The 24,325-nt window shown below is 38.2% G+C and carries 21 protein-coding genes; 19 read left to right on the plus strand and 2 right to left on the minus strand.

Annotated elements, in window-relative coordinates:
- The first annotated feature begins 28 nt into the window (after positions 1-28).
- From RST01_RS09480 to RST01_RS09490, 3 genes are all read left to right on the plus strand, one after another.
- The gene (locus RST01_RS09480) at positions 29-535 is read left to right on the plus strand and encodes a FixH family protein (RefSeq protein ID WP_147196259.1); all 507 of its coding nucleotides are present in this window, start codon (positions 29-31) and stop codon (positions 533-535) included.
- 113 nt (positions 536-648) lie between these two features.
- Positions 649-1,218: a TetR/AcrR family transcriptional regulator gene (locus tag RST01_RS09485; protein ID WP_147196261.1), complete on the plus strand. Its 570-nt coding sequence runs from the start codon at positions 649-651 to the stop codon at positions 1,216-1,218.
- A gap of 65 nt (positions 1,219-1,283) precedes the next feature.
- Positions 1,284-4,094, plus strand: coding sequence for a YhgE/Pip domain-containing protein (locus RST01_RS09490; protein WP_147196263.1), 2,811 nt, complete (start codon positions 1,284-1,286; stop codon positions 4,092-4,094).
- Between the two features lie 180 nt (positions 4,095-4,274).
- Here RST01_RS09490 and yhfH read toward each other — a convergent pair whose 3' ends face one another.
- Positions 4,275-4,400, minus strand: a complete 126-nt coding sequence (gene yhfH / locus RST01_RS09495; RefSeq protein WP_084246941.1) for a protein YhfH — start codon at positions 4,398-4,400, stop codon at positions 4,275-4,277.
- A gap of 139 nt (positions 4,401-4,539) precedes the next feature.
- On the opposite strand from yhfH, the gene lplA reads away from it, so the two are divergent.
- The 6 genes from lplA to RST01_RS09525 all read left to right on the plus strand — a co-directional run bounded on the left by lplA (position 4,540) and on the right by RST01_RS09525 (position 11,789).
- The gene (lplA, locus tag RST01_RS09500) at positions 4,540-5,532 is read left to right on the plus strand and encodes a lipoate--protein ligase (RefSeq protein ID WP_147196265.1); all 993 of its coding nucleotides are present in this window, start codon (positions 4,540-4,542) and stop codon (positions 5,530-5,532) included.
- Positions 5,533-5,630: 98 nt separating this feature from the next.
- The gene (locus tag RST01_RS09505) at positions 5,631-6,335 is read left to right on the plus strand and encodes a response regulator transcription factor (protein WP_066789539.1); all 705 of its coding nucleotides are present in this window, start codon (positions 5,631-5,633) and stop codon (positions 6,333-6,335) included.
- A 2-nt stretch (positions 6,336-6,337) separates the two neighbouring features.
- Positions 6,338-7,336 (plus strand): sensor histidine kinase, encoded by a 999-nt coding sequence (locus tag RST01_RS09510; protein WP_147196267.1) that lies wholly within the window; start codon positions 6,338-6,340, stop codon positions 7,334-7,336.
- A 97-nt stretch (positions 7,337-7,433) separates the two neighbouring features.
- Entirely contained in the window at positions 7,434-8,207 is a 774-nt protein-coding gene (locus tag RST01_RS09515; protein WP_147196270.1) for an ABC transporter ATP-binding protein, read from the plus strand.
- Positions 8,173-10,113 (plus strand): FtsX-like permease family protein, encoded by a 1,941-nt coding sequence (locus RST01_RS09520; RefSeq protein WP_221298000.1) that lies wholly within the window; start codon positions 8,173-8,175, stop codon positions 10,111-10,113. The genes RST01_RS09515 and RST01_RS09520 overlap by 35 nt, the downstream gene beginning before the upstream one ends.
- 119 nt (positions 10,114-10,232) lie before the next feature.
- Positions 10,233-11,789 carry a fatty acid--CoA ligase family protein gene (locus RST01_RS09525; protein WP_147196274.1) on the plus strand — a complete coding sequence of 519 codons (1,557 nt, stop codon included), beginning with the start codon at positions 10,233-10,235 and terminating at the stop codon, positions 11,787-11,789.
- A gap of 55 nt (positions 11,790-11,844) precedes the next feature.
- Here RST01_RS09525 and RST01_RS09530 read toward each other — a convergent pair whose 3' ends face one another.
- Positions 11,845-13,197 carry an amino acid permease gene (locus RST01_RS09530; RefSeq protein ID WP_147196276.1) on the minus strand — a complete coding sequence of 451 codons (1,353 nt, stop codon included), beginning with the start codon at positions 13,195-13,197 and terminating at the stop codon, positions 11,845-11,847.
- A gap of 181 nt (positions 13,198-13,378) precedes the next feature.
- Between RST01_RS09530 and RST01_RS09535 the strand changes: the two genes are divergently transcribed.
- From RST01_RS09535 to trxB, 10 genes are all read left to right on the plus strand, one after another.
- A complete protein-coding gene (locus RST01_RS09535; RefSeq protein ID WP_147196278.1) occupies positions 13,379-15,352 on the plus strand; it encodes a S9 family peptidase in 1,974 nt (657 codons plus the stop codon).
- Between the two features lie 195 nt (positions 15,353-15,547).
- A complete protein-coding gene (locus tag RST01_RS09540; RefSeq protein ID WP_244946695.1) occupies positions 15,548-16,192 on the plus strand; it encodes a DedA family protein in 645 nt (214 codons plus the stop codon).
- Between the two features lie 285 nt (positions 16,193-16,477).
- Positions 16,478-17,710 carry an EAL and HDOD domain-containing protein gene (locus RST01_RS09545; RefSeq protein ID WP_147196282.1) on the plus strand — a complete coding sequence of 411 codons (1,233 nt, stop codon included), beginning with the start codon at positions 16,478-16,480 and terminating at the stop codon, positions 17,708-17,710.
- A gap of 179 nt (positions 17,711-17,889) precedes the next feature.
- Positions 17,890-18,288 (plus strand): cytochrome c551, encoded by a 399-nt coding sequence (gene cccB, locus RST01_RS09550; protein WP_066789520.1) that lies wholly within the window; start codon positions 17,890-17,892, stop codon positions 18,286-18,288.
- Between the two features lie 150 nt (positions 18,289-18,438).
- The gene (gene hprK / locus RST01_RS09555) at positions 18,439-19,380 is read left to right on the plus strand and encodes an HPr(Ser) kinase/phosphatase (RefSeq protein WP_147196284.1); all 942 of its coding nucleotides are present in this window, start codon (positions 18,439-18,441) and stop codon (positions 19,378-19,380) included.
- 28 nt (positions 19,381-19,408) lie between these two features.
- Entirely contained in the window at positions 19,409-20,218 is an 810-nt protein-coding gene (lgt, locus tag RST01_RS09560) for a prolipoprotein diacylglyceryl transferase (RefSeq protein WP_066789516.1), read from the plus strand.
- Between the two features lie 36 nt (positions 20,219-20,254).
- Positions 20,255-20,914, plus strand: a complete 660-nt coding sequence (gene ppaX / locus RST01_RS09565) for a pyrophosphatase PpaX (RefSeq protein ID WP_147196288.1) — start codon at positions 20,255-20,257, stop codon at positions 20,912-20,914.
- Complete coding sequence (locus tag RST01_RS09570) at positions 20,907-21,425, plus strand: acyltransferase (protein WP_147196290.1); 519 nt, start codon at positions 20,907-20,909, stop codon at positions 21,423-21,425. Before ppaX ends, RST01_RS09570 begins: the two co-directional genes overlap by 8 nt.
- Positions 21,426-21,623: 198 nt before the next feature.
- The gene (locus tag RST01_RS09575) at positions 21,624-23,144 is read left to right on the plus strand and encodes a tetratricopeptide repeat protein (RefSeq protein WP_147196291.1); all 1,521 of its coding nucleotides are present in this window, start codon (positions 21,624-21,626) and stop codon (positions 23,142-23,144) included.
- Positions 23,145-23,234: 90 nt separating this feature from the next.
- Positions 23,235-24,182, plus strand: coding sequence for a thioredoxin-disulfide reductase (gene trxB, locus RST01_RS09580; RefSeq protein WP_147196293.1), 948 nt, complete (start codon positions 23,235-23,237; stop codon positions 24,180-24,182).
- The last annotated feature ends 143 nt before the right edge of the window (positions 24,183-24,325 follow it).

Here is a 24,325-nt window from a genome sequence, read left to right on the forward strand (position 1 = left end):
GAACACTCTTTCTAAAAGGAGATAAGAAATGAAAAAAGCTTTTATTAGTGTTGCGATCATTGCTGGTGTTCTAGCAGGATGCAATAATGCAGATACATCTAAGAATGATGATACCTCTAAAAATGCAAGCCAATCTGCTATAGAGGTGAAGGTGGATATCCAAACACCTGATCATGTAAAGGCGAAGAAAGATATAGAATTAGTGGCACACGTTACACAAGCGGATAAAGCTGTGGACGATGCAGACGAAGTGAAATTTGAAGTATGGGAATCAGGCCACCGTGATAAAAGTGAAATTTTAATGGGTGAACTCGAAAAAGACGGTGTGTATAAAGCAACAACTAAATTTAGCCATGATGGTGTTTACTATATGTATGCACATACTACTGCACGCGGCCTGCATGTAATGCCAAAGAAAAAAATAACTGTAGGCAAACCAGACCTCAGCAAAGTCAAAGAAGATAAAGATGATGGAAAAATGGATATGAATATGATGGATATGGACCATTCTAAAAAGGATGAAGACGACCATTAATAGCTGAAAAAAATAGTTGCACATTCTAAAAATATGATGTAGTATTATTGACCAGATGACTGAAAATGTTTTCTGGTCAATTTTATTTTTGAGGGAAGTAGGTGAGAAACAAGATGGATCGTAAGCAAGAGATTCTAGAAGCGGCCTCCAAGTCTTTTTCACTGTTTGGGTACAAAGCGACTACAATGGAACAAGTCGCTAAATTAGCGAATGTTGGGAAAGGAACTATTTATACTTTCTTCGCCAATAAAGAAATCCTGCTTCAGGAAATTGTATTAAAAATGATACTAGAAATGAAAGCCGAAGTAGAGGTTGAAATAGATCCTACATTGCCTTTTAGAGATAATGCACACCGTGTATTGATGAAAATCCTGCAATTCCGTGAGGTACATCAACTTTATGCGAAGCTGGTAGAGGAAGAAAAAGAACTTCGAACACCAGCGGTTAAAATTATGCTCGAACGGGTAGAAAGTGAGATAGTATCCTATATTGCTGAAAAATTTGATATTGCGATAGGAAAAAAGGAATTGCGTGAATGTGATTCTGAGCTTGTTGCATATTTGTTATATAAAGCATATATTGCTTTTGTAGCCGACTGGGGTCAAACACATGAAAAAGAGTTAACCGAAGACCAAATCGCTTCATTGTTTCAAAACACTATTTTTCGTGGGCTTTTGCCCTAATTCTTTTTGAATAAAATTGACCAATTGAACAATTGGGTCAGTTGGTATTAAGGAGGACTAAAAGCGTGATTAAAGCAGAATGGAGTGCAATTTTTCATTCTAAAAAGGTTTTAGTTGCTATCATCGCCATTTTATTTGTTCCTATTATTTACGCGGGTACATATTTATGGGCATATTGGGATCCATACTCACACTTGGATGAGCTCCCAGTAGCTATTGTAAATGATGATACTGGAGCAAAATTGGATGGCAAAAAACAAAACCTAGGGAATGACCTCGTCGAAAGGTTAATCGACAGTAATAAATTTAAGTTTAAGGAAGTCTCCGATTCAGCCGGAAAAGATGGTTTGAAGAATCGCGATTATTATTTAGAAATTCTTATTCCAAAAGATTTCACTAAAAATGCAGGTTCTTTATTAGAAGATGATCCCGAACAAATGAAGATCATATACCGGCCAAATGAAGGGTATAACTTCTTGGGAAGCCAAATCGGGAATTCAGCAATCGAATTGGTTCGTAAAGAAGTCAATAAACAAGTATCAGCAACTTATGCAAAAACATTATTTGCTAATATAAAGAAAATGGGCAATGGATTTGGCGATGCAGCCAATGGTGCTGGCAAACTAGCAACAGGTGCCGGCAAGCTGGATAAAGGCGCAAATCAGCTCAATGAAGGTGTTCAATCTGCAAAAGAAGGCTCCACAAAACTGAATAACGGAGCACAATCAGCCAAAAATGGCGCCTACGACTTAAAAAATGGCGTGGATTCAGCAGCGAACGGTGCGAATAAGCTAAATGACGGTGCCAGTTCAGCAGCCACTGGTGCAAAGGATTTAGAAAATGGTATTAACTCAGCAGCAGATGGCGCGAATAAATTAAATGATGGTGCTAATTCGGCAACCACTGGTGCAAAGGATTTAGAAAATGGTATTAACTCAGCAGCAGACGGTGCGAATAAGGTAAATGACGGTGCCCAATCCGCTATCAATGGCTCGAAAGAATTGCAGAATGGTATCAACTCAGCTAAGAGTGGTTCCACTCAATTGCAGACAGGTTCATCTGACTTGAAAAAAGGAACAGAGAGCCTTGTTTCAGGGTTAGAAGGCAATACAGCTAATATTCAGGCTTTAAATAAAGGTGCACAATTAGTAAATAACGGCGTGGCAACATTAAGCGGTAGCTTGTCTCAATTAGTGCCCGGAGCTGCGTATGTTTCAAACGGTGTGACAAAACTGGTGAATCTTATTGGTGAATTGCCTAATCAAGTCCAGTCATTAAAAACAGGTGTTGCAGATATAAATGGCAAAGCAACCAACCTGACAGCTAATAGCTCATCTTTATCTAACAATACGAAAAAGTTAATTGAACAAATTAATAATATGGATATTCCGGCAGAGCAAAAACAAGCATTGCTTCAGACCGCTAATGCAGTAGATAAAGATGCGACAACTGTGAATACAGAAGCTGGAGAACTAAGTAAAGTTACTTCACAAGTAAACCAAAGTGTAAGCAACATTAATGCACCAAGTACGGGAGACGACTTATCTAAACTAAAACAAGGCGCAATAGATGTATCGAGTGGTCTAGATAAAATGAATCAATCTGTCTCAAATGAACTTGCCCCAGGAACAAAAGATTTGGCAGACGGCACAAGCCAGCTTGCAGACAAATGGAACAGTTCAATTGAGGGTGCGAAAAAATTAGATGCAGGTGCTGGTCAGTTAAACACAGGTATTTCTTCGCTTGATAATGGATTAGGCCACTTGCAAACAGGTTCAGGTAAATTAACTTCAGGCCTTGGTACACTCAGCAATGGCACAAACTCACTTGCCAATGGTATGGGTAAACTACAAAATGGTTCTACTCAATTAACGACAGGATTAGGTACATTAAGCAATGGTACCAAATCATTAGTTGGCGGTATTGGTCAATTGCAAGCAGGTTCAGGTCAATTATCAACAGGATTAGGTACATTAAGTAACGGTACCAAATCATTAGTTGGCGGCATGGGTCAATTGCAAACAGGCTCAGGTCAGCTGGCAACAGGTTTAGATACATTAAGCAACGGTACCAAATCATTAGTCAGCGGATCAGCACAGCTATCTGATGGTTCTAGCCAGCTTGCATCAGGTGCAGGCGAATTGCAGGACGGTGCGGATAAACTGCAAGGTAAACTAGCAGATGCCCATGACCAAGCTTCTAAAATTAAAGCAAATCAAAAAACGTATGATATGGTCGGCGAACCGGTCGAAGTAGAGAAACAAGAAGTAAATAAAGTACCAACCTATGGTACAGGTTTTGCTCCATTTATGCTTTCTCTCGGCTTATTCGTTGGAGCCCTCATGCTGTCGATTATTTATCCATTTGTAGACGCAGCAATCAGACCGAAAAACGGCTTTTCTTGGTTCTTAAGTAAAGTATCCGTTTTAGCTGTTGTTGGATTGGTTCAATCGACACTAGTTGTCATTATCGCTTTATTTTTCCTAAAAATAGAGGTAGTCAATGTACCAGCGTTTATATTCATGACTGTTTTGGCAAGCTACACATTCTTAGCACTAATTCAAATGCTTGTTTCCATCCTAGATAATCCAGGCCGTTTTATTGCGATCATTATCTTGGTATTGCAATTAACAACAAGTGCGGGTACATTCCCATTAGAATTAGTGTCAAAACCATTACAAGTATTTAATAAATTCTTACCGATGACGTATTCAATCCAAGGGTTTAGAGCAGCCATCTCCACAGGCGATATGAGCTTCTTTGCCTTTAATGCAGTTGTATTAATTTCCTGCATGGTTGTATTCTTAATCATTACTTGCGGCTATTTCGTTTTACGTTACAAAAAACGTTTTTCAAGAGAAGCAGCAGCTGAATAATTAAAAAGAAAAGACCAGAGAATTGTATTCTCTGGTCTTTTCTATGTATCTAATAGAAAAAGGATTGTGAATGAGATTCACAATCCTTTTTCTGCGATTTTGTTGTAAGCAAATGTTGTAAGCAAATTACTTATAGGTTCATTCTCTAAGGAATGAGCACAAGAGCAAGTAATATGGATGTTATAAGGTATTGCAATGTTCACAAGTGTTTGCATAGCACTCACTTTGTTCATCGATTTTTTCGCCACATTCTACACAGTGTTTATCAGGTAAGTTTTTGAAAAATTCTACAACGTTTTCTAACATTGAATTCTCCTCCTTAACATATCTGTTATATTACTGCTTTGTTATAATGTATTGTATTATAACAGGTGGAGAAATGTCAATACAAAAACCCAAATATATTGTAAAATAAACGTAGTATTGTAACTGAGGAGTGTATTCAATGTATTTTATAGATAATAAAGGAATCACAGATCCACGTATTAATTTGGCTATTGAAGAATATGCACTGAAAACGTTAAATGTGGAAGACGAATCTTATTTGCTTTTTTATATAAATCAACCATCTATCATTATTGGAAGAAATCAAAACACAATTGAAGAAATTAATACAGATTACGTGGAAGATCAGAATATTATTGTTGTGAGACGCTTATCAGGCGGCGGCGCAGTCTATCATGATCTGGGCAATTTAAATTACAGCTTTATCACAAAAGATGATGGCGAATCGTTCCAAAACTTTAAGAAGTTTACGCAGCCTGTTGTGGATGCGATGAAAAACCTAGGTATCCAATCGGAGCTGTCTGGCCGCAATGATATTCTGGCTGAAGGACGCAAAATTTCAGGGAACGCTATGTTTTCTACAAAAGGCCGCCTATTTAGCCATGGTACCCTTTTGTTTGATACAAATATTGATGAAGTCGTAAATGCATTAAAAGTGAGAAAAGAAAAAATTGAATCAAAAGGGATCAAATCTGTCCGTTCTCGTGTAGCTAATATTGTGGACTTTATGGACAAACCAATCACAGTTGAAGAGTTCCGAATGGAAATCTTAAAATCGATATTTGGCGGAGAAGAAAATATTCAATACTATGAATTCACCGATGAAGATTGGGCAAACATTCATAAACTATCAGAGGAGCGATATCAACAGTGGGATTGGAACTATGGCCAATCACCGAAATTCAATATTCAACGCTCTAGTAAATTCCCATCCGGTTTTATTGACTTGCGCTTAGAAGTCAACAAAGGCTTGATGGAGGATGTGCATATCTTCGGCGATTTCTTTGGCGTAGGGGAAATGAAAGATATCGAAGAAGCTTTAAAAGGAAAAAGATATAGCTTGGATGCAATAGGAGAAGCTCTTGAAGGAATCGACATCCCGACTTATTTTGGCGGTGTATCGAAAGAAGAATTCCTAAAGCTTATATACTAAACGAACAAAAAAGTTGTTTCTGTACAGGCAGTCACACTAATCGGCTGTCTGTGTAGGAATCCAATAGAAACGAACACTTATTGAAAGGGGGGAGTTTAATGGCTACACATCGGATCCTTATTGTAGAAGATGACTTAAAAATAGCATCTCTGTTGGCGGAAACGCTCAGAAGGTATCATTATGATGTAAAGGCAGTAGAATCCTTTGAAAACATTTTGGAAGAGTTTCAAATGTTCAGCCCTCATATTGTCCTGTTAGATATCAATTTGCCTTCATATGACGGTTATTATTGGTGTCGCCAGTTAAGACAAGTGACGACATGCCCCATTATATTTATTTCGGCTCGCTCAGGCGAAATGGATCAAATCTTTGCATTGGAGAATGGCGGAGATGATTTTATAACAAAGCCATTTAATTACGAAATTGTTCTAGCTAAGATTAAAAGCCATTTAAGAAGAACATACGGGGAATATGCGGCAACCCAAAAAGAAAGAGTCATTAAACTTGGGCAATTTCAGCTTTATATAGAAAGAATGGAGCTCCACAGCAAGAACGAAATTATACCTCTGCAGAAAAAAGAATGTGTCATTCTGGAATTATTAATGGGCTCGACTCCAAAAGTCGTGACGCGTGAACAGCTTTTAGAAGAGCTATGGGATGATCAATCATTTGTAGATGAGAATACGCTTAATGTGAATATGGCTCGCGTACGAAAAAAACTCTCCGATTACTCCATCCAATCTTCTATCGAAACAGTTCGGGGCGCTGGTTATCGATTTGTATTATGTGAAGAGGAACAATAACAATGGATTCTATCAAATTATTTATAAAGGATCATATTGGTTTTTTAATCTTTAATCTGCTCCTAGTTTTATTTATTCTTTTGCTCTATTGGCTAGATGGCTTTAGAAATACAGATACAGCCATATATACAGTAATCATTTCAATCATTTTGACTATTACTTTCCTATTCACACGCTATGTTATGAGACAGTCCTTCTATGGGAAAATACTGCAAAAACCTTTAAAGATGGAAGAGGCTTTGCAGAAAAATGCTAAAATGCCGGAAAATATAGCCACTGAAAAGTATATACACGAGCTATACCGGTTATATGAATTAGAAGCTCAAGCCCTATACGCTCATCAAAAAAGGCAAATGCAGTTTATGAATCAATGGGTACATCAAATGAAAACGCCCATCAGCGTTTTGGAGCTGTTGCTGCAAGATGAAACTGAACTGGACCGAGAAAGTGTGCGAGAAGAAGTTGAGCGATTAAGGCGAGGTTTAGAAACCGTTTTGATGAATGCGCGTCTAGATACTTTTGAAGAGGATATGAAAATTGAACAGGTAGCATTATTACCATTGGTCAGCTCGGTTATTAATGAAAACAAACGTTTATTTATTAAAAATCAGGTATATCCTCAAATTAAAGTGGACGAAGATTGTATAGTAGCGACAGATGCAAAATGGTTTAAGTTTATCGTTGGGCAATTCATTACCAATGCGGTGAAATATACGTTTGAAAAAGGAAAAAAAGTATATATATCATCCTCTCATGACCATGGGCACGTCATCCTTACCATTAAAGATGAAGGCATTGGAATCCCGCCTTCTGATTTAAAACGTGTAACCAAAGCCTTTTTCACAGGAGAGAATGGCCGGAAAACAGCCGAATCGACCGGTATGGGACTATATTTGGCAAAAGAAGTATGTGAGAAACTTGGCCATCATATGGAGATTGATTCAGCAGTCGGGGAAGGTACAACAGTGCGCATTTCTTTTAAGTGTCACTTCCACGAATGAATTTGACTAGACCTACAAAAATTCTGTTTCCCTAGCTTTGTCTACCCGTTTATGTGAAAGAAAGCCTTCTAGAAAATGATAAAAGCGAGGAATTCATATGGCATTATTGAATATACAAGACGTGACAAAAGTATATGAAGGAAAAGTAACGCACCGTGCAATCAATCAGTTAAGCTTTGAAGTTGAAAAAGGCGAATTCTTGGCTGTTATGGGTCCATCAGGAAGCGGAAAAACCACATTGCTTAATATGATTTCAACTATAGATACACAAACATCTGGCGACATCGTAATAAACGGGATTAAACCCACTGAGCTTAAGAAGAATGATCTGGCTTACTTTCGAAGAAGGCAGCTAGGTTTTGTTTTTCAAGACTTCAATCTTTTACAAATGCTAACGGTTGAGGAAAATATGGTGCTGCCTTTGTCACTGGATGACCAAGATCCTTCCATGATGCAGGAAAGGGTGCAGCTGGTTGCCAAACAATTGGGCATAGAAGATATTCTGCAAAAAAGGCCAAATGAGATATCAGGTGGCCAAGCTCAACGGACAGCAATCGGACGGGCCATCATTCATAAGCCATCCCTTCTGTTGGCTGATGAGCCTACAGGAAATCTGGATTCCAAGGCTTCAGGAGATGTGCTGCAATTGCTTGGCCGTATTAATAAAGAGGAAAATACAACCATCGTGATGGTAACGCATGACCCGATTGCAGCAAGCTATTGTGACCGTGTACTTTTTATAAAGGATGGCGAGTATTTTAACGAAATTTATAAAGACAACCATCGTCAAACCTTCTTCCAGGCGATTTTAAATGTGTTGAGCTTATTAGGAGGGCATGTCGGTGACTTTTCGACAATTCGCATTCCGTAACGTAATCAGAAATCGTCGAGTCTATGCAGCTTTCTTTCTCTCAAGTGTTGCCTCTGTTATGGTTTTCTTTATTTACTCAATGCTGATGTTTCATCCCAAACTCGAAAATGAATTTCTGCAGGAAATTGCTTTTCAAGGGATGGTCATAGCAGAAGTAATTCTTGTTTTATTTATGTTGTTCTTTTTGCTGTACTCGATGAGAGCCTTTTTGGAGGCACGCCTAACGGAATTTGGCTTATTGCTTCAGTTAGGGATGGAAAAGAGAAAGCTAAATAAACTGATTTTATTTGAGACAATGATTATCGGTATGGCAGCGATTATTGTGGGCATTCTTTTTGGCTATGCCTTTGCAAAATTTTTCTTTATGATTGTTCGAGAGATTTTGCAGATTGATAGCCTTCCGTTATATTTTTCTTGGAAACCATTCGCGCTGACCATTAGTATTTTTACAAGCCTATTTGTCATCATTTCTTTTATTAGCGTAATGTTTATAAAAGATGTTCATTTAGTCAGCTTGTTGAGAGGTTATTGGCGGAATGAGCAGTTATCGAAGTTTTCCGTTTGGAGAGGGCTCCTCGGTATGCTGTTGCTGTTGGCAGCCTATATAATGGCAAGCCAAATACAAAAACAGTATCTAGTCATCTTTACAATATTGACTCCGCCTTTTGCCGTGCTGGGAACGTATTGGTTTTTTACAGACTCCGTACCTTTTTTATTATCACGCTTACGGGCACATAAGAAATGGTACTGGAAGAAGTACCATATCATATCGCTTGCAAAGATATCTGCTATCATGAGGGAAAATGCAAGAATGTTTTTTATCACATGTATGGTATCGACATTAGCCTTTTTAGCTGTTGGAACGCTGAGCTCTATGTCTACATTTACGCATCAGTATCATCAGCTCAATCCGTTAGGCCTTGTCTATTCTAGTAAATATGGAAATCCCTATGAACGAGAGCATATTACAGGGTTGATTAATGAATTAGAGGAGAAGGGGCTAAGTTATCACTTAAATAAATTTGATATCAAACGTCAAACTTCCTCCTATACAAAAAGGTCTGTCAAGATTATGAAGCAGTCGGATATCAATCGATTGGCCATTGTTTTTGGCTATCCAGTCGTCAATTTAAGACCTGGTGAGGCGATGTTTTTGCCGTATTCACTCGATTCTATTAATGAGTTAAAGACGAAAAAAGTAAATACGGTCCTTGAGGAAAATAACGTTTCGCTTTCCATTGATAAGGTCTACCCGAAGGTGCTATTTTCACCGACTGAATTAGGTACGAATGTGATTATCGTTAATGACATTGACTTTCACATGATTATAGATCCTATTCAAGGAGCAGAAACAAGACAATCAACAACCCATATCTTTGTATTCTATGTGCCACAGTGGACTGAGACGAAAGATATTGGAACAGATTTAGATGTAATGGTTTCGAACGCCTATGTGGCCAATAAGCAGGATCAGCTGCCTTTCTACTTTGAAAATCCGGGTTTAGACTATTCATTTTTCCGTTCTACTTTTGCGTTATTGTTATTTATCGGCCTGTTGGCATCAACTGTCTTCTTCCTTGCTTCTGGCAGCTTTATATACTTCAAGTTATATACAGGTCTTGAAGAAGACAAAAAACAATTCGATACACTCCGTCGAATGGGCGTGACACATAAAGAACTAAGAAAAATTGTCGATAGCCAATTAATTACGCAATTCTTCTTACCATGGGGATTGGCAATGCTCCATAGCACATTTGCCTTTATGGCGTTGCAAGTATTCTGGAAAGGCATAGCAGATCTCTCTATCATAAAAGAAACGATCATCGTGTTGGCAGGAATTACGGCTATCCAAATTTGTTACTTTTATTTGATTCGCTGGCGTTACCTTGCACATATAAGAGCTTAATCAAAAACAATAGACACTAGAAATAGCTGTCTATTGTTTTATTATTCTGATTTCTATATAATAGAGGAGAGTAAAAATGAATGACTATTCATTTTATTCTAACAAAAAGGGGTGGGAATATGAATTTAGTGTCAGAGATTTATAACACATCTTTAAAGCAAGCCGACAAGATTGCGTATCATTTTGGGGGAAAAGATACGACATATGGGGAGTTTGAAGAGTCCGTTTCGAAGCTTGCTACTGCATTAAAGGATTTAGGGGTAGAAAAAGGGGATCATGTGGTTTTCTTATTAGGAAATACACCGCATTTTATTATCTCTTTATATGCCACAATGCGTATTGGAGCTACAGCCATTCCAGTGAATCCACTGTATACGCCGGATGAGATTACATATATTGTTCGAAATGGAGATGCGAAAGCGATCATCGCGTTAGATGCTTTGCTTCCGCTCGTAGAGGCTGGCTTAAAGGCTTTCCCAGAAGTAGAAACATATATTGTCTGTGAAACAAATGAAAATACAATCGAAAAACTGAAAGCATTACCGCCAAATATAAAAGAAAGAGTCCATTCATTTGGACAAATTATGAAAGAATCTTCACCTTCTGTAAAGCCGATGGAGATTGATAGTGATGACACGGCTGTTATTTTATACACGTCGGGTACAACAGGGCGCCCAAAAGGTGCGATGTTGACGCATGGTAATCTTTATTCAAATGCTCGGGACATTGCAGACTATTTAACATTCACTGCGGAAGACCGCGTGATCACTACATTACCTGTATTTCATGTTTTCGCGCTTTCCGTTGTAGTAAATGCACCATTATTAACATCAGCCGAGTTGATCATAACACCTACTTTCAGTCCAAAAGAAATCTTCCGTATTGGAAGAGAATTCAAGCCAACTATTTTTGCTGGTGTTCCAACTATGTACAACTTCCTTTATCAATATCCAGAAGGAAACCCAGAGGATTTAAAATCCCTGCGACTCGCAATCTCCGGGGGTTCTTCTATGCCGGTCGCGTTGCTTCATAACTTCGAAGAGAAATTCAATGTTCGCGTTTCTGAAGGCTACGGATTATCGGAAGCTTCACCAGTTACTTGTTTTAACCCACTAGATCGGGAACGCAAGGCAGGTTCTATTGGTACGAATATCGTAAATGTTGAAAATAAAGTGTTCAATGAGTTAGGAGAAGAAGTGCCGGTCGGAGAAGTCGGAGAGCTTGTTGTAAAAGGACCGAATGTAATGAAAGGATATTATAAAATGCCAGAAGAAACAGCTGTGGCCATTCGTGATGGTTGGCTGTATACCGGAGATTTGGCGCGAATGGATGAAGAAGGATACTTCTATATTGTCGATCGTAAAAAAGATATGATTATTGTCGGTGGCTATAACGTCTATCCGAGGGAAGTAGAAGAAGTATTCTATGGCCATCCTGGAGTTCTGGAAGCAGCAGTAGTGGGCATTCCAGACCCTAACTTAGGAGAAGAAGTATTAGCATATGTTGTATTGAAGGACCCTTCAATTACGGAAGATGAATTGCATACCTATTGTAAAGAGCATCTAGCAAAATACAAATGTCCAAAAGAAATTATACTATTAGAAGAGCTACCAAAAAATACAACAGGTAAAATACTGCGTAGAAATTTAAAAAGCCAAGCATTGTCTCGTGCATAAGGAATACAAAAAGATGGTTTGGGGTTGTCTCCCAAAACCATCTTTTTTATGCCTCTTATGCTTTTTTGTATTTTACGAGATATAAAACGACTAAGAAAACGATCCAAATCGGACCGACTATAAGTGCGACGCGTGTATCTGGGAACACAGCCATTAAGCATACGACTAACACTAAAAAAGCAATAGCAAGGTATGAGCTGAATGGATATAAAAACGCTTTATAGCTCAATTTAGAAACTTGAGTTTCGGATAAGGATTTACGGAATTTCATTTGACTAATCAATATGACAATCCATGTCCATACAGCGCCAAACGTAGAGATGCTTGTCACCCAAACGAAAACTTTTTCTGCTACCACATAGTTTAGAAGTACACCAATCAGCAAAACGAATGCTGAAGCGATGATTGCAACTGACGGAACACCGCCTTTGCTTACCTTCTTAAATAGGGCAGGTGCCTGGTTTTGTTCAGCTAGATTGAACAACATACGGCCTGTACTAAAAATACCACTATTGCAACTAGATAGAGCAGCTGTCAAAACCACAAAATTGATAATCCCTGCTGCATAGCGTAATCCTATTTGATCGAACATCAATACAAATGGGCTATTATTGGTATCTATCTCGTTCCATGGATAAATCGACATGATAACAGTCAACGCACCAATATAGAAGAGCAAAATTCGCCATAAAACAGTGTCAATCGCTTTAGGAATCACTTTTTTCGGATTTTTAGCTTCACCTGCTGTAACGCCAATCATTTCCACGCCTAGGAATGCAAACATGACGATTGGGAGCGAATAGAATATTCCTTTTACACCGTGAGGCATAAAACCGCCGTGACTCCAGAGATTGCTAATGCCGACTGCAATTCCGCCATTGCCAATTCCAAATAGGATAACACCTAGGCCCAATACAATCATTGCGACAATAGCAAATATTTTAATGAAGGCAAACCAAAATTCAAATTCGCCAAATGCACTAACGGCAATTAAATTAATGATTGTCATGAGAATTAAAGCTGCTAGCGCCCAGACCCATTTCGGAGAATCAGGGAACCACAATTGCATATAAATGCCGACTGCTGTGATTTCCGCCATACAAGTGGCAATCCATAAAAACCAATAGTTCCAGCCAGTAATAAATCCTGCCATTGGTCCAAGATAATCCTGGGCATAACGACTAAAGGAACCGGCGACTGGATTTTCGACAGCCATTTCACCAAGTGCTCGCATGATGATGAAAATGACAATCCCTCCGAGAGCATAGGCGATTAAAATAGAGGGACCAGCTAACTGAATAGCGCCTGCTGAACCTAGAAATAATCCAACTCCAATAGCAGCGCCAAGCGACATCAAGGTGATATGTCGGGACTCCAACCCACGTTGAAGATGTGGTTTTTTGCTCATAAGTAAAACTCCTTCAATCCTTAAAATAATATTTACTCTAGCATCATACCATATTAAGGACTAGATAAAAAAGAATAATCTGAATTCTGTTACTATATAAGTAAAAAAGCAATAAAAACATTTCCTTAGTATTACGAAATAAGTTATAGTATAAATAATCTGAAAATAAGGAGTGTTAAATATGAAAAAAACGATTCAAACGCATGACTTGTTTCAATTGACTTCAGTAGGGGCACCTGTTTTATCACCTAGTGGGAAAGAGGCTGTGGCGATACAAACAAAGATGGATAAAGAAAAGAATAAGTATTTTTCGTATTTAATCCATATCGATTTGGATACGAACGATGTAGTGCCATGGACATTTGGAGAAGAGCGTATTTCTTCTGTTAAATGGTCAAATGATGGACGTTCCATTGCTTTCTTGTCGACAAGAAAAGAAAAAAACCAGTTATTTGTGTTATCTGTTGGTGGTGGAGAAGCAAAACAATTGACTGAGTTCGACAAGGGTGTCGACTCATTTCTATGGGCCCCGTCTAATGAAGAAATTTGGTTTTCTGCACGCGTAGAAGACGGAAAAGAATTTACTGATAAAAAGGAAGAGAAAAAAGAAGAGTTACCCGAAGCTTATGTAGTAGACGGAATGAAATATAAGCTCAACGGCGTAGGATTACTTCCGCAAAAAACACATAGCCAAATTGGGCAAATTAATATTCATAGTAAGACAATCAACCGATTATTTACTGATACATATGATTATAGCTTGCAAGATATTTCTCATGATGGGTCGAGCTTAATTGTTTCAGTGAATCGCGTAGAGAACACAGATAATGATTGGCGTTCACCTATTATTTTGATCGATCTAAAGACCAAAGAAGAGGAAATCATAGTTGAAGAGGAAGGATATTACGGATCTGCTGCCTTTTCATTTGATGATCGGTATATTGCCTATTCAGGTAGTGATTTTGCATATAAAAATGCAGCGCAAGCCAATCTCTTTATATATGATATAGAAAGCAAGCATTCTTGGAATTTAACACAAGCGCTTGATTTGCCAGTAGGTGACTTATCAGTTGGCGATGTGCAGCAAAATGCAGAGCTCAAAACAGTAGTGTGGACTGAGCATAATGACTTGTACTTTGTCTTATCCACATTTGGCGATGTAAGACTTTATTATGCAACTCTAGAAGGAGCGATTTATCCTGCAAGCCCTGAAGATGAGCATATCTATGGATTTGATGTATCAAGAGACGGAAAAACCGCTATTCTGGCTGTAAGCAACCCTGTGTTTCCTGGAGAGCTTTTCAAGTATGAGATTACACTTGGGAAAAGAGAACAAATCACACATTACAATGATGCATGGCTTGAAGAAACAACGCTTGTACAACCGGAAAAAATAAGCTATGAGGGTGATGAAGGTTGGACTGTGAATGGCTGGATTATGAAGCCTGCTACTTTTAAAGAAGGCGAGAAATATCCGCTCATTGTCGAAGTTCATGGTGGACCGCATACTATGTATGCCAATACGTTCTTCCATGAGCTGCAATTGTTAGCAGCACAAGGCTATGGAGTGTTATATGTGAATCCACGAGGTAGCCATAGTTATGGTCAACAGTTCGTTGATGGGTGTCGCAATCATTATGGTGAAGGGGATTATGAAGATATAATGGCAGGACTTGACCATGTCCTGGCTAACTATAATTGGATTGATACGAGCAGATTAGGCGTGACAGGTGGCAGTTATGGCGGCTTTATGACCAATTGGATTGTCGGTCATACAAATCGTTTTAAGGCAGCAGTCACACAACGTTCTATTTCAAACTGGGTAAGCTTCTTTGGCGTTTCAGATATCGGCTACTATTTCTCTGAATGGCAGATTGGTGCTGACATGACGGATGTAGAAAAACTTTGGCACCATTCACCATTAAAATACAGTCAAAACATCGAAACACCACTTTTGATATTGCACGGGGAAGAGGATGATCGCTGTCCGATTGAGCAAGCAGAACAGCTATACATTACTTTAAAGTCGATGGGCAAAACAACACAATTTGTCCGTTTTCCAAAAGCTGAACACAACTTATCACGCACAGGATTGCCTAATTTAAGAATTCAAAGACTAGAGCAAATCTTAGATTGGTTTAAGAAATATTTATAAGAGGGCATAATTCAAGTATTTCAATCTTTATATAAAAGATATAAGTTAAGTAGTCCGTTGATGTTAATAAAATTTTTCCGAAACCTTCTATTGAAGCAATCGTTTGTATTGTATATAAACTTCTAAACAGTGACATCATTTCGAGAAAAATGTATGATGGTTAAGATGATACTATAGAATGAGAGTGAAAGAATGATTGATCTAATAGTAGGGTTATTTAATTTTATTATGCATATTGACGAACATTTAAAAAGTATAGTCAGCCAATATCCAAAGTGGGTATATGGAATACTATTTTTAATCGTATTCGTGGAGACTGGTGTTGTTATTATGCCATTCTTGCCGGGCGATTCATTACTATTTGCGGCTGGAGCCATGGCTGCCATTGGTGGTTTAAACCTATGGACTGTTCTTGGCATATTCTTTGTAGCAGCCGTATTGGGCGATTCATTGAACTATGAAATCGGTAAGAAAGTGGGCGGAGCTATTTCAAACCACCGCTTTTTTGGTCGATTTATAAAAAAAGAAAATTTGGATCAAGCGCATGCCTTCTTTGAAAAACATGGCGGTAAAACCGTTATGATCGCTCGGTTTATGCCATTAATTCGTACGTTCATTCCATTTGTGGCAGGAGCCAGCAAAATGCGTTATCCATACTTTATTATGTACAACGTGGCAGGTGCATTGCTGTGGGTACTAATCGCAGTCTTTTGTGGTTACTTCTTTGGAAACATCAAAATTGTGAAAGATAACTTTTCTGTTTTCATTTTAGGAATTGTATTTGTTTCAATTCTGCCAGCCATTATTGGTTTGATCGCTCCGAGGTTTAAAAAAAAATAAAAGTATAAGAAAGCATCCCTTGTAAAAGATAAATATTTATAAGGGATGCTTTCTGTCGGTTAAAAAGGTTTTTATAACTTTTTACAGATATTATTGAAATAAATGTTATAATATTGAATAAAAGTGAAACTTCGCTCAAACGAAATTCTACCGAGTGTTAGTTGACTAATCGGGCGTTAAAGGCAAAGGATTCTCACCAATATTTTATCAATTTATTTACATATGGGTGGGATCAAAACCAAGTTAAAAAGAGATAAAAGTAGCGTAAAGCGGAGGGGCGTCAAAATGGAAGTCTTTATTGGTAGGCAGCCTATATTTAATGGCTTTGATCAAGTTCAGTCATATGAATTGTTATATAGAAGCGGGAGTGAGAGTAATAGATTCCCTTCCATTGATGCTGATTTAGCAACAGTAGATGTGATTGTTAATTCGCTCTTCTCTATCGGGATGGATGTCCTGTCGAATGGAAAGCCTTGTTTTATCAATTTTACAGAAAATTTATTGATGAGCGATATTTTTGACCACTTAAATCCTGTGCAGTTTGTTATCGAAATACTGGAGGATATCCCTATAACGAAGTCTTTAATCCGTCGTTTAAAAGAATTAAAAGTAAAGGGCTACCGAATAGCGCTTGATGATTTTGTTTTGCATGATTTCTCTGCGACTTACGAAGAATTATTTACATATATAGATATCATTAAGGTAGACTTCTTGAATACTAAAAAGGAGGACCGGCAAAAAATTGAAATGCTGGTCAAACGAAAGTTTCCACATATCACGCTTTTGGCAGAGAAGGTTGAAACAAGAGAAGAATATGAAAAAGCATTAAAAAAAGGATACAAACTGTTTCAAGGCTACTACTTTATGCAACCGCAAATTATTAAAGGACAGGATGTGCCTGCTAATTTATTGCATTATTATCAGGTAATTGCATTATTACGAGCGGAAGAGCCTGATATCAACCAAATTAGCGAGAATATTGAACATGACATTGCATTATCGTACAAGCTTCTACAGTTAATCAATTCCTCCGCTAAACGCACAAAATCCAAAATCAGATCGATCAAACAAGCGATACTGCTCCTAGGTCTAGAGGATCTGAAAAGATGGGTGTATATCTTAATTTATCGTGAATCACAAAAGTTTAATACAGGTGGCACATTTGATGAATTGATGAAAACCTCTTTAGTACGTGCTAAAACATGTGAGTTATTAGCGAAACATACTAGAAAAAAGAATATGTCTGAGTATTTCTTGATAGGTATGTTTTCGTTAATAGATGCCATACTACAAAGGCCTATCCATACAATCCTTCAGCATATGCCTTTAACGGACGAAGTAGCAGAGACAATCTGCGGTGGGGATACGGATATGCAGCCGTTTCTTCAGCTAGCCATCGCCATAGAGAGAATGCATTTAGAGCAAGTCAGTGTATTAGCTGACGATTTAGAGATCCCGTATGATTCCATTGTTTCTATTTCGAAAGCTTCTGCCAAGTGGGTTAATACTATTTGCTAAAAAATGAACTATTATTGTTTAAAAAGAAAAAATACGGGTATAAATAAAGGGCTATTATTTTATAGTTCTAATTGCATGAAAGCGTCACAATTAAATAATATCACCATGTTTAATTTGTGAATGTCTTTGGTATACTTACTGTGTAAGCGTACTAATCCCAATCCCTAGGAGGTATGATGATGAAAAAAGCTTTATTAGCAATGTTGTTCGGTTCAGCGCTTGTACTAGGTGCTTGTGGTGGCGGAAATGATAGCGATAAAGACAAATCCGCTACTGATACTACAACAACTGAAAACAATAAGACGGATAATACCGCAGACAACAATAAGACTGACGAGTCTACTTCTAACTCAACAGCAAAAGTTGATGCAGAAGCGGTTACACAACAAAAATGTATTTCATGCCACGGCAATGAATTACAAGGTGCAGTCGGTCCTGACCTAAGAAAAATTGGTTCACAGCTATCTGAAGATCAAATTAAAGATGTCTTGAAAAACGGTAAAGGCAACATGCCAGCTGGTCTAGTAGAAGGCGATGAACTAGATGCTGTTGCAAAATGGCTATCTGAGAAAAAATAATGATTTAAACTAGCTTTCATCTAAGGGAGCTAGTTTTTTTGTTGTTTAAATAAATACTATACATAACCAAGCAAAGTTGCATGATATGTTCTTCTATATACTTATGTTAGAATGTTGATAGCATAGAGATTTGAAAAGGTGGTCAGAAAGATGGCATTAGACCAAGTGAGTACAAAGGACATTATTGAAGCATTACATCTGACGTTAATTAGCGGTGAAGAAGGAATTGGCCGCCATATTTTAACAAGTGATATATCACGTCCAGGCCTAGAAATGGCGGGATATTTTACGCATTATCCGGCAGAACGCGTACAGCTATTAGGAAAAACGGAGCTGTCTTTCTATGAGTTGTTGTCAGAGGAAATACAAATTGACCGAATGAACAAGCTTTGTTCAAAAGAGACACCCGCAATCATTGTTTCACATGATATGGAAGTGCCAAAGGCTCTTGTAGAAGCCTCTAAAAAACATCAAGTCCCAGTGTTAACAACAAAACTGCCAACAACCCGTTTTTCGAGCCAGTTGACCAATTATTTAGAAAGTCGTTTAGCGCCTTCTACAGCTATGCATGGCGTACTGGTCGACATTTATGGCATTGGCGTACTGCTTACAGGGAAAAGTGGTGTGGGCAAAAGTGAAACAGCGCTGGAATTAATAAAAAAAGGGCATCGTCTTGTTGCGGATGACTGTGTAGAAATTCGCCAAGAAGGAGAAAGCTTAATTGGAAGTGCCCCTCCTTTAATCAATCATTTATTAGAAATTCGTGGACTAGGTATTATCGATATTATGACGTTATTTGGGGCGAGCGCTGTTCGCAAGCATAAACGTATTTCTCTCGTTGTCGATTTAGAAATTTGGGATTCTGAAAAAACCTACGATCGGCTAGGCCTTGAAACCGAAACACTGAAAATTATTGATACAGAATTACCTAAGCTAACAATCCCTGTAAGGCCGGGAAGAAATTTATCTGATATTATTGAAGTAGCTGCTATGAATCACCGCTTGAAAACGCTAGGCGTTAACGCAGCAGAAGAATTCTCTAAAAGATTAAATCGAGTGATTGAAGAGAAAGATGAATCAGGATTAAAGTAAAGCAGATGGAATGGAAGGAGCAACAAATGTGTTTGATTCAATTTTATTAGCCATAGATCCTGTGGCACTTAAGCTCGGCCCTATTTCGGTCAGATGGTATGGAGTCATTATTGCAACAGGTATTGTAATAGCCTATATCGTAGGACAACGCGAAATGCGCAAAAGAGGGTTTAATGAAGATTTTCTAACCGATTTACTAATATGGGCAGTGCCCATCTCTATAATTTGCGCGAGAATTTACTATGTCATTTTTGAATGGCCATATTATGCTTCACACCCAGATCAAATTATACAAATTTGGCATGGAGGCATAGCCATCCATGGAGCATTAATCGGTGCATTCATCACGGCGATTATTTTCACACGTAAACGAGGCGTTAGCTTCTGGAAGGTAGCTGATATCTTGGCCCCTTCACTTATTATCGGACAAATCGTTGGCCGTTGGGGAAACTTTATGAACCAAGAGGCATATGGCGGTGTTGTGAGCCGTTCATTCTTAGAGAGTTTGCATTTGCCAAATTGGTTAATTGAACAAATGAATGTAAATGGTTTCTATCATCATCCTACATTTTTATACGAATCGTTATGGAATCTAGTAGGATTGGTTCTATTATTATTGCTTCGTAAAGTGAACTTACGGCGTGGGGAAATATTCCTTACATATATAATGTGGTATTCGTTTGGTCGTTTCTTCATCGAAGGAATGCGTACAGACAGTTTGTTGATCGGTAATTTGAGAATGGCCCAAATTGTATCGCTAATTGGTTTAATCGTGGGCGCCATCCTAATTATTTACCGCAGGGTAACAATAAAAAAACCCGTGCGCTATAAGGATTAGGAGAAGTTATTGGACAGGAAAAGGGGTATGTAAAAAATGACAGATACAAAATTTAAAGGATTGCTTTTTGACTTTGATGGAACATTGCTAGACACGAATGAACTGATAATCCAAACATTTTTATATGTGTTAGATGCGGAATTTCCCGGGAAATTTACAAGAGACGACATGCTTCCTTTTATCGGGCCGACATTAATCGAGTCATTTTCATCCATAGATGCTGAAAAGGCTGAAGATTGGATATTGAAATACCGCGTTTGGAACGAAGAACATCATGATGAGCTAGCAAAGGAATTTGATGGTGTAAAAGAAACGTTGGAATTGCTTTATGAGAAAGGAATTCGACTAGCAATTGTCTCAACAAAAAGAAGAGATCCATTATTAAAGGGTCTTCGTTTGCTAGGGGTTGAACATTTGTTTGAAGTAATTGTCAGCATAGATGAAGTAACACATGCCAAGCCAGATCCCGAGCCAATCCTATTAGCCCTAAACAAAATGAACCTTAATAAAGATGAAGTAATAATGATTGGAGACAACTCCCATGATATTGAAGGTGGGAAAAACGCAGGTGTCAAAACGGCAGGTGTTGCCTGGTCTGCAAAAGGAGAAGAATTCTTGATGAATTTCAATCCGGATTATATGCTACACCACATCACTGACTTATTAGCTATAATAGAGGAGTCTGTGCATGCGTAGAACAGAGAGGTACCCTGTTACAGGGTCTACCTCTCTTTGGCAAATCTATAAAACCGTTTCTTTTTGGAAAGTCGCCAAATGCTTTATCGTGATTGAAATCGCTCGCTATACCCCTTTCCTTTCTATGAAAAATTGGTTGTATCGGACTTTCTTGAAAATGGAAGTCGGAGAAAAAACCTCTTTTGCATTGAAAGTCACACCAGACACAATGTTTCCTGAACGGATAAAGGTAGGCAGCGATACCATTATTGGCTTTAATACAACCATCCTCGCTCACGAGTATTTAGTTAATGAGTATCGCTTAGGCGATGTTATCATTGGGGATCGTGTTATGATTGGCGCCAACACGACTATTCTTCCAGGAGTTGAAATTGGCAACGATGCGATTGTCTCAGCTATGACACTTGTAAACAAAGATGTGCCAGCAGGCGCATTTGTAGGTGGCAATCCAATGAGGATTATTTATCCAAAGGAAAACAAAGCCTCTGATGGACCAGATACTACTAAATAAGTAGAGATGCGAGGGAGCTCCACTCAACGAGACAACACAATGTATCGCTGATTGGAGCTCCGATTAACTTCTCGCTAAGTAGATGAGGGAAGATTTTATACGTATGAAATGAACAATTATATGATATAATGGTGGATACTATGTTTAAGGAACGTATGAAAGCGTTCCTTATTTTATTTCGGAGGATCATTTCAAGATATGAAAAGTGAACATAATACGCGGAAAAATGTTGTTTCCTTTATTCCTAGCGGAGAATTTTACTATAAAAAAGCTGTACAAGCACTAAATCGAGATCAAGAAGGGAAAGCGCATAAATATTTAAAAAGGGCAGTGGAGCTTAGCCCAGATGATTCTCTTATTTTATTGCAATACGCTATTCTCGAATTGGAAGCGGGGCAGCTTGACCATGCCTTAGATTTATTGAAAAAAGCAAATGAGATTGATCCCAATGAGCCCGAGATTCTCCTCTTTTTAGCAGAAGCTTCTGCGCAAGCTGGCTTTACAGATGATGCCAAATATTATGCAGAAGAATATCTTCGCCTTGATGAAATGGGTGAATATGCGGAAGAAGCCATTGATATTATTGAGTTTGCTACGTCAATGGAAGAGAGCGGCTTTTCACTTCAACCAGTGGAACGTGAGGTTGCTTATTTGCAGGAAAAAGCCAGAAAGTATATGGAAACTGGCGAATTAGATGAAGCTATTACCATATTAGAAGAAATTATTGCAGATCATCCAGATGTCTGGCCTGCATACAACAATCTATCACTTGCCTACTTTTATAAAGGTGATGCAGAACAAGCAAGAGCCTTGTTGTACCAAGTGTTGAAAGGGAATTATGGCAATTTGTTTGCATTATGCAATCTAACGGTCATGGCCTATTATGAAAAAGATGATAGCGAGGTCGAAGAATTAAAGTCATTGCTTGTGAAGCTTTGCCCATATTCCTTTGAACAGCGCTATAAATTGGGTGCGACATTAGCTTTAATCGGCTGTTATAAAGAAGCATACCATTGGCTACATAGTATGAAAGTGCAAGGCTTTCAAGGAGACTCTGGCTTTTACTTTTGGCTATCACATGCCTCATATTTTACTGGCCATGAAGAAGAAGCGAGAGAAACATGGGATGAGCTGATTGCCATTGATCCAGAAAAGAAAGGGTTTGAACCTTGGCTGATCAATAATGCGCTGGAAGATGAAGAAGCTATTGAAAACAATCGGAATTTCATTATTGAAAAATTAGAAAGTGGCTATAGTAGCGAGAGGCTGCTTGGTTTATTTTTGCTTGGCAAATCGCCGTACCAGCAAGAAATCGTCGGCCATCCTAGCATTATCAATGTAGATGAATACACCACTATCGAAAAATTATTTTTGGCTTATGCACTAGATCAAGACTTTTTAGGAGACGGCGAACGTATAAAAGTGTTTTTGAAAGCTATTGAAGTAGCAGAACTTCTATATAAGGAATTCAAGCCACTGAAGCTACACGACACATTTATATTCCAAATGTGGTTTGTTCTTTTTGAACGAGCATGGGAAAAAGAGTATCTATTTAAAAATCCTAAAGCTCTTGCAGCGGCAACTGAATATATGTATAAATCGTCGCGCACGAAGGATATCACAAAAAAAGAGATTGCTAAGTACTATGGTATATCTTCACAGACTTTAACGAAATATGTGAATGAACTTATTCAGTATTTGCCTTTATTTGATCAATAGAGGCATGCTGCAAGCAGATATCTTGTCATAATGAAAGGATATCCTCTAAGATTAGAACTAATGAAATAGATCCAACTAGGAGGAGCAAACATGTCAGAAGAAAAAATTTATGATGTTGTGATTATTGGTGCAGGACCTGCCGGAATGACAGCAGCAGTCTATACATCACGCGGTAATCTTTCTACTTTGATGTTAGAAAGAGGTATTCCAGGCGGACAAATGGCGAATACGGAGGAAGTCGAAAACTATCCTGGTTTTGATTCCATTTTAGGACCTGAATTATCGACTAAAATGTTTGAACACGCCAAAAAATTTGGTGCAGAATATGCTTACGGCGACGTAACAGAAATCGTTGATGGCGAAGAGTATAAAACAATCAAAACAACTTCTAAAGAATTCAAAACACGTGCAATCATTATCTCTACAGGTGCTGAATACAAAAAAATGGGTGTACCTGGCGAGAAAGAGCTTGGTGGCCGTGGCGTCAGCTATTGCGCTGTTTGTGACGGAGCATTCTTTAAAAATAAAAACTTGATTGTAGTTGGCGGCGGAGATTCTGCAGTCGAAGAGGGAATCTATCTAACACGTTTCGCGAACAAAGTGACAATCGTGCATCGCCGTGATCAATTGCGCGCGCAAAAAATTATTCAAGACCGTGCATTTGCAAATGAAAAAATTGATTTCATTTGGAACCATACAGTAAAAGAAATCCATGAAAACGATGGAAAAGTTGGCAGCGCAACGCTTGTATCTACAGTAGATGGTACAGAACAAGAAATGCCAATTGATGGTGTATTCGTTTATATCGGAATGCTGCCTTTAACAAAACCGTTTGAAGACTTAGGCATCTTAAACAAAACTGGTTATATTGAAACAAATGACTTAATGGAAACTTCTATTAAAGGCATTTATGCAGCAGGTGACGTAAGAGAAAAATCATTGCGCCAAATCGTAACAGCGACAGGCGATGGCAGTATCGCTGCGCAAGCAGTCCAACATTATGTAGAAGAATTAAAAGAAAAATTTGAGGTTCAATAATTGTAATATAAACTCTACATTGTTGACATCTCTCTGTTAAATAAAAGGGCTATAATATTCGCATAACCCCTTATAAGATTAATATTTCTTGTGGCTGATTCTTTTCGTTTTTTTAGGCGAAAGAGTCAGCTTTTTTTTCGATA

This window comes from Rummeliibacillus stabekisii, from assembly GCF_007988965.1.
In the GTDB taxonomy this organism is placed as follows: domain Bacteria; phylum Bacillota; class Bacilli; order Bacillales_A; family Planococcaceae; genus Rummeliibacillus; species Rummeliibacillus stabekisii.

What these genes read in the sequence shown, in the direction of transcription:
- RST01_RS09480 (WP_147196259.1), top strand. Translation starts at nt 29, where the DNA reads ATGAAAAAAGCTTTTATTAGTGTTGCGATCATTGCTGGTGTTCTAGCA.
- RST01_RS09485 (WP_147196261.1), top strand. Translation starts at nt 649, where the DNA reads ATGGATCGTAAGCAAGAGATTCTAGAAGCGGCCTCCAAGTCTTTTTCA.
- yhfH (WP_084246941.1), bottom strand. Translation starts at nt 4,400, where the DNA reads ATGTTAGAAAACGTTGTAGAATTTTTCAAAAACTTACCTGATAAACAC.
- lplA (WP_147196265.1), top strand. Translation starts at nt 4,540, where the DNA reads ATGTATTTTATAGATAATAAAGGAATCACAGATCCACGTATTAATTTG.
- RST01_RS09505 (WP_066789539.1), top strand. Translation starts at nt 5,631, where the DNA reads ATGGCTACACATCGGATCCTTATTGTAGAAGATGACTTAAAAATAGCA.
- RST01_RS09510 (WP_147196267.1), top strand. Translation starts at nt 6,338, where the DNA reads ATGGATTCTATCAAATTATTTATAAAGGATCATATTGGTTTTTTAATC.
- RST01_RS09515 (WP_147196270.1), top strand. Translation starts at nt 7,434, where the DNA reads ATGGCATTATTGAATATACAAGACGTGACAAAAGTATATGAAGGAAAA.
- RST01_RS09520 (WP_221298000.1), top strand. Translation starts at nt 8,173, where the DNA reads ATGTCGGTGACTTTTCGACAATTCGCATTCCGTAACGTAATCAGAAAT.
- RST01_RS09525 (WP_147196274.1), top strand. Translation starts at nt 10,233, where the DNA reads ATGAATTTAGTGTCAGAGATTTATAACACATCTTTAAAGCAAGCCGAC.
- RST01_RS09530 (WP_147196276.1), bottom strand. Translation starts at nt 13,197, where the DNA reads ATGAGCAAAAAACCACATCTTCAACGTGGGTTGGAGTCCCGACATATC.
- RST01_RS09535 (WP_147196278.1), top strand. Translation starts at nt 13,379, where the DNA reads ATGAAAAAAACGATTCAAACGCATGACTTGTTTCAATTGACTTCAGTA.
- RST01_RS09545 (WP_147196282.1), top strand. Translation starts at nt 16,478, where the DNA reads ATGGAAGTCTTTATTGGTAGGCAGCCTATATTTAATGGCTTTGATCAA.
- cccB (WP_066789520.1), top strand. Translation starts at nt 17,890, where the DNA reads ATGAAAAAAGCTTTATTAGCAATGTTGTTCGGTTCAGCGCTTGTACTA.
- hprK (WP_147196284.1), top strand. Translation starts at nt 18,439, where the DNA reads ATGGCATTAGACCAAGTGAGTACAAAGGACATTATTGAAGCATTACAT.
- ppaX (WP_147196288.1), top strand. Translation starts at nt 20,255, where the DNA reads ATGACAGATACAAAATTTAAAGGATTGCTTTTTGACTTTGATGGAACA.
- RST01_RS09570 (WP_147196290.1), top strand. Translation starts at nt 20,907, where the DNA reads ATGCGTAGAACAGAGAGGTACCCTGTTACAGGGTCTACCTCTCTTTGG.
- RST01_RS09575 (WP_147196291.1), top strand. Translation starts at nt 21,624, where the DNA reads ATGAAAAGTGAACATAATACGCGGAAAAATGTTGTTTCCTTTATTCCT.
- trxB (WP_147196293.1), top strand. Translation starts at nt 23,235, where the DNA reads ATGTCAGAAGAAAAAATTTATGATGTTGTGATTATTGGTGCAGGACCT.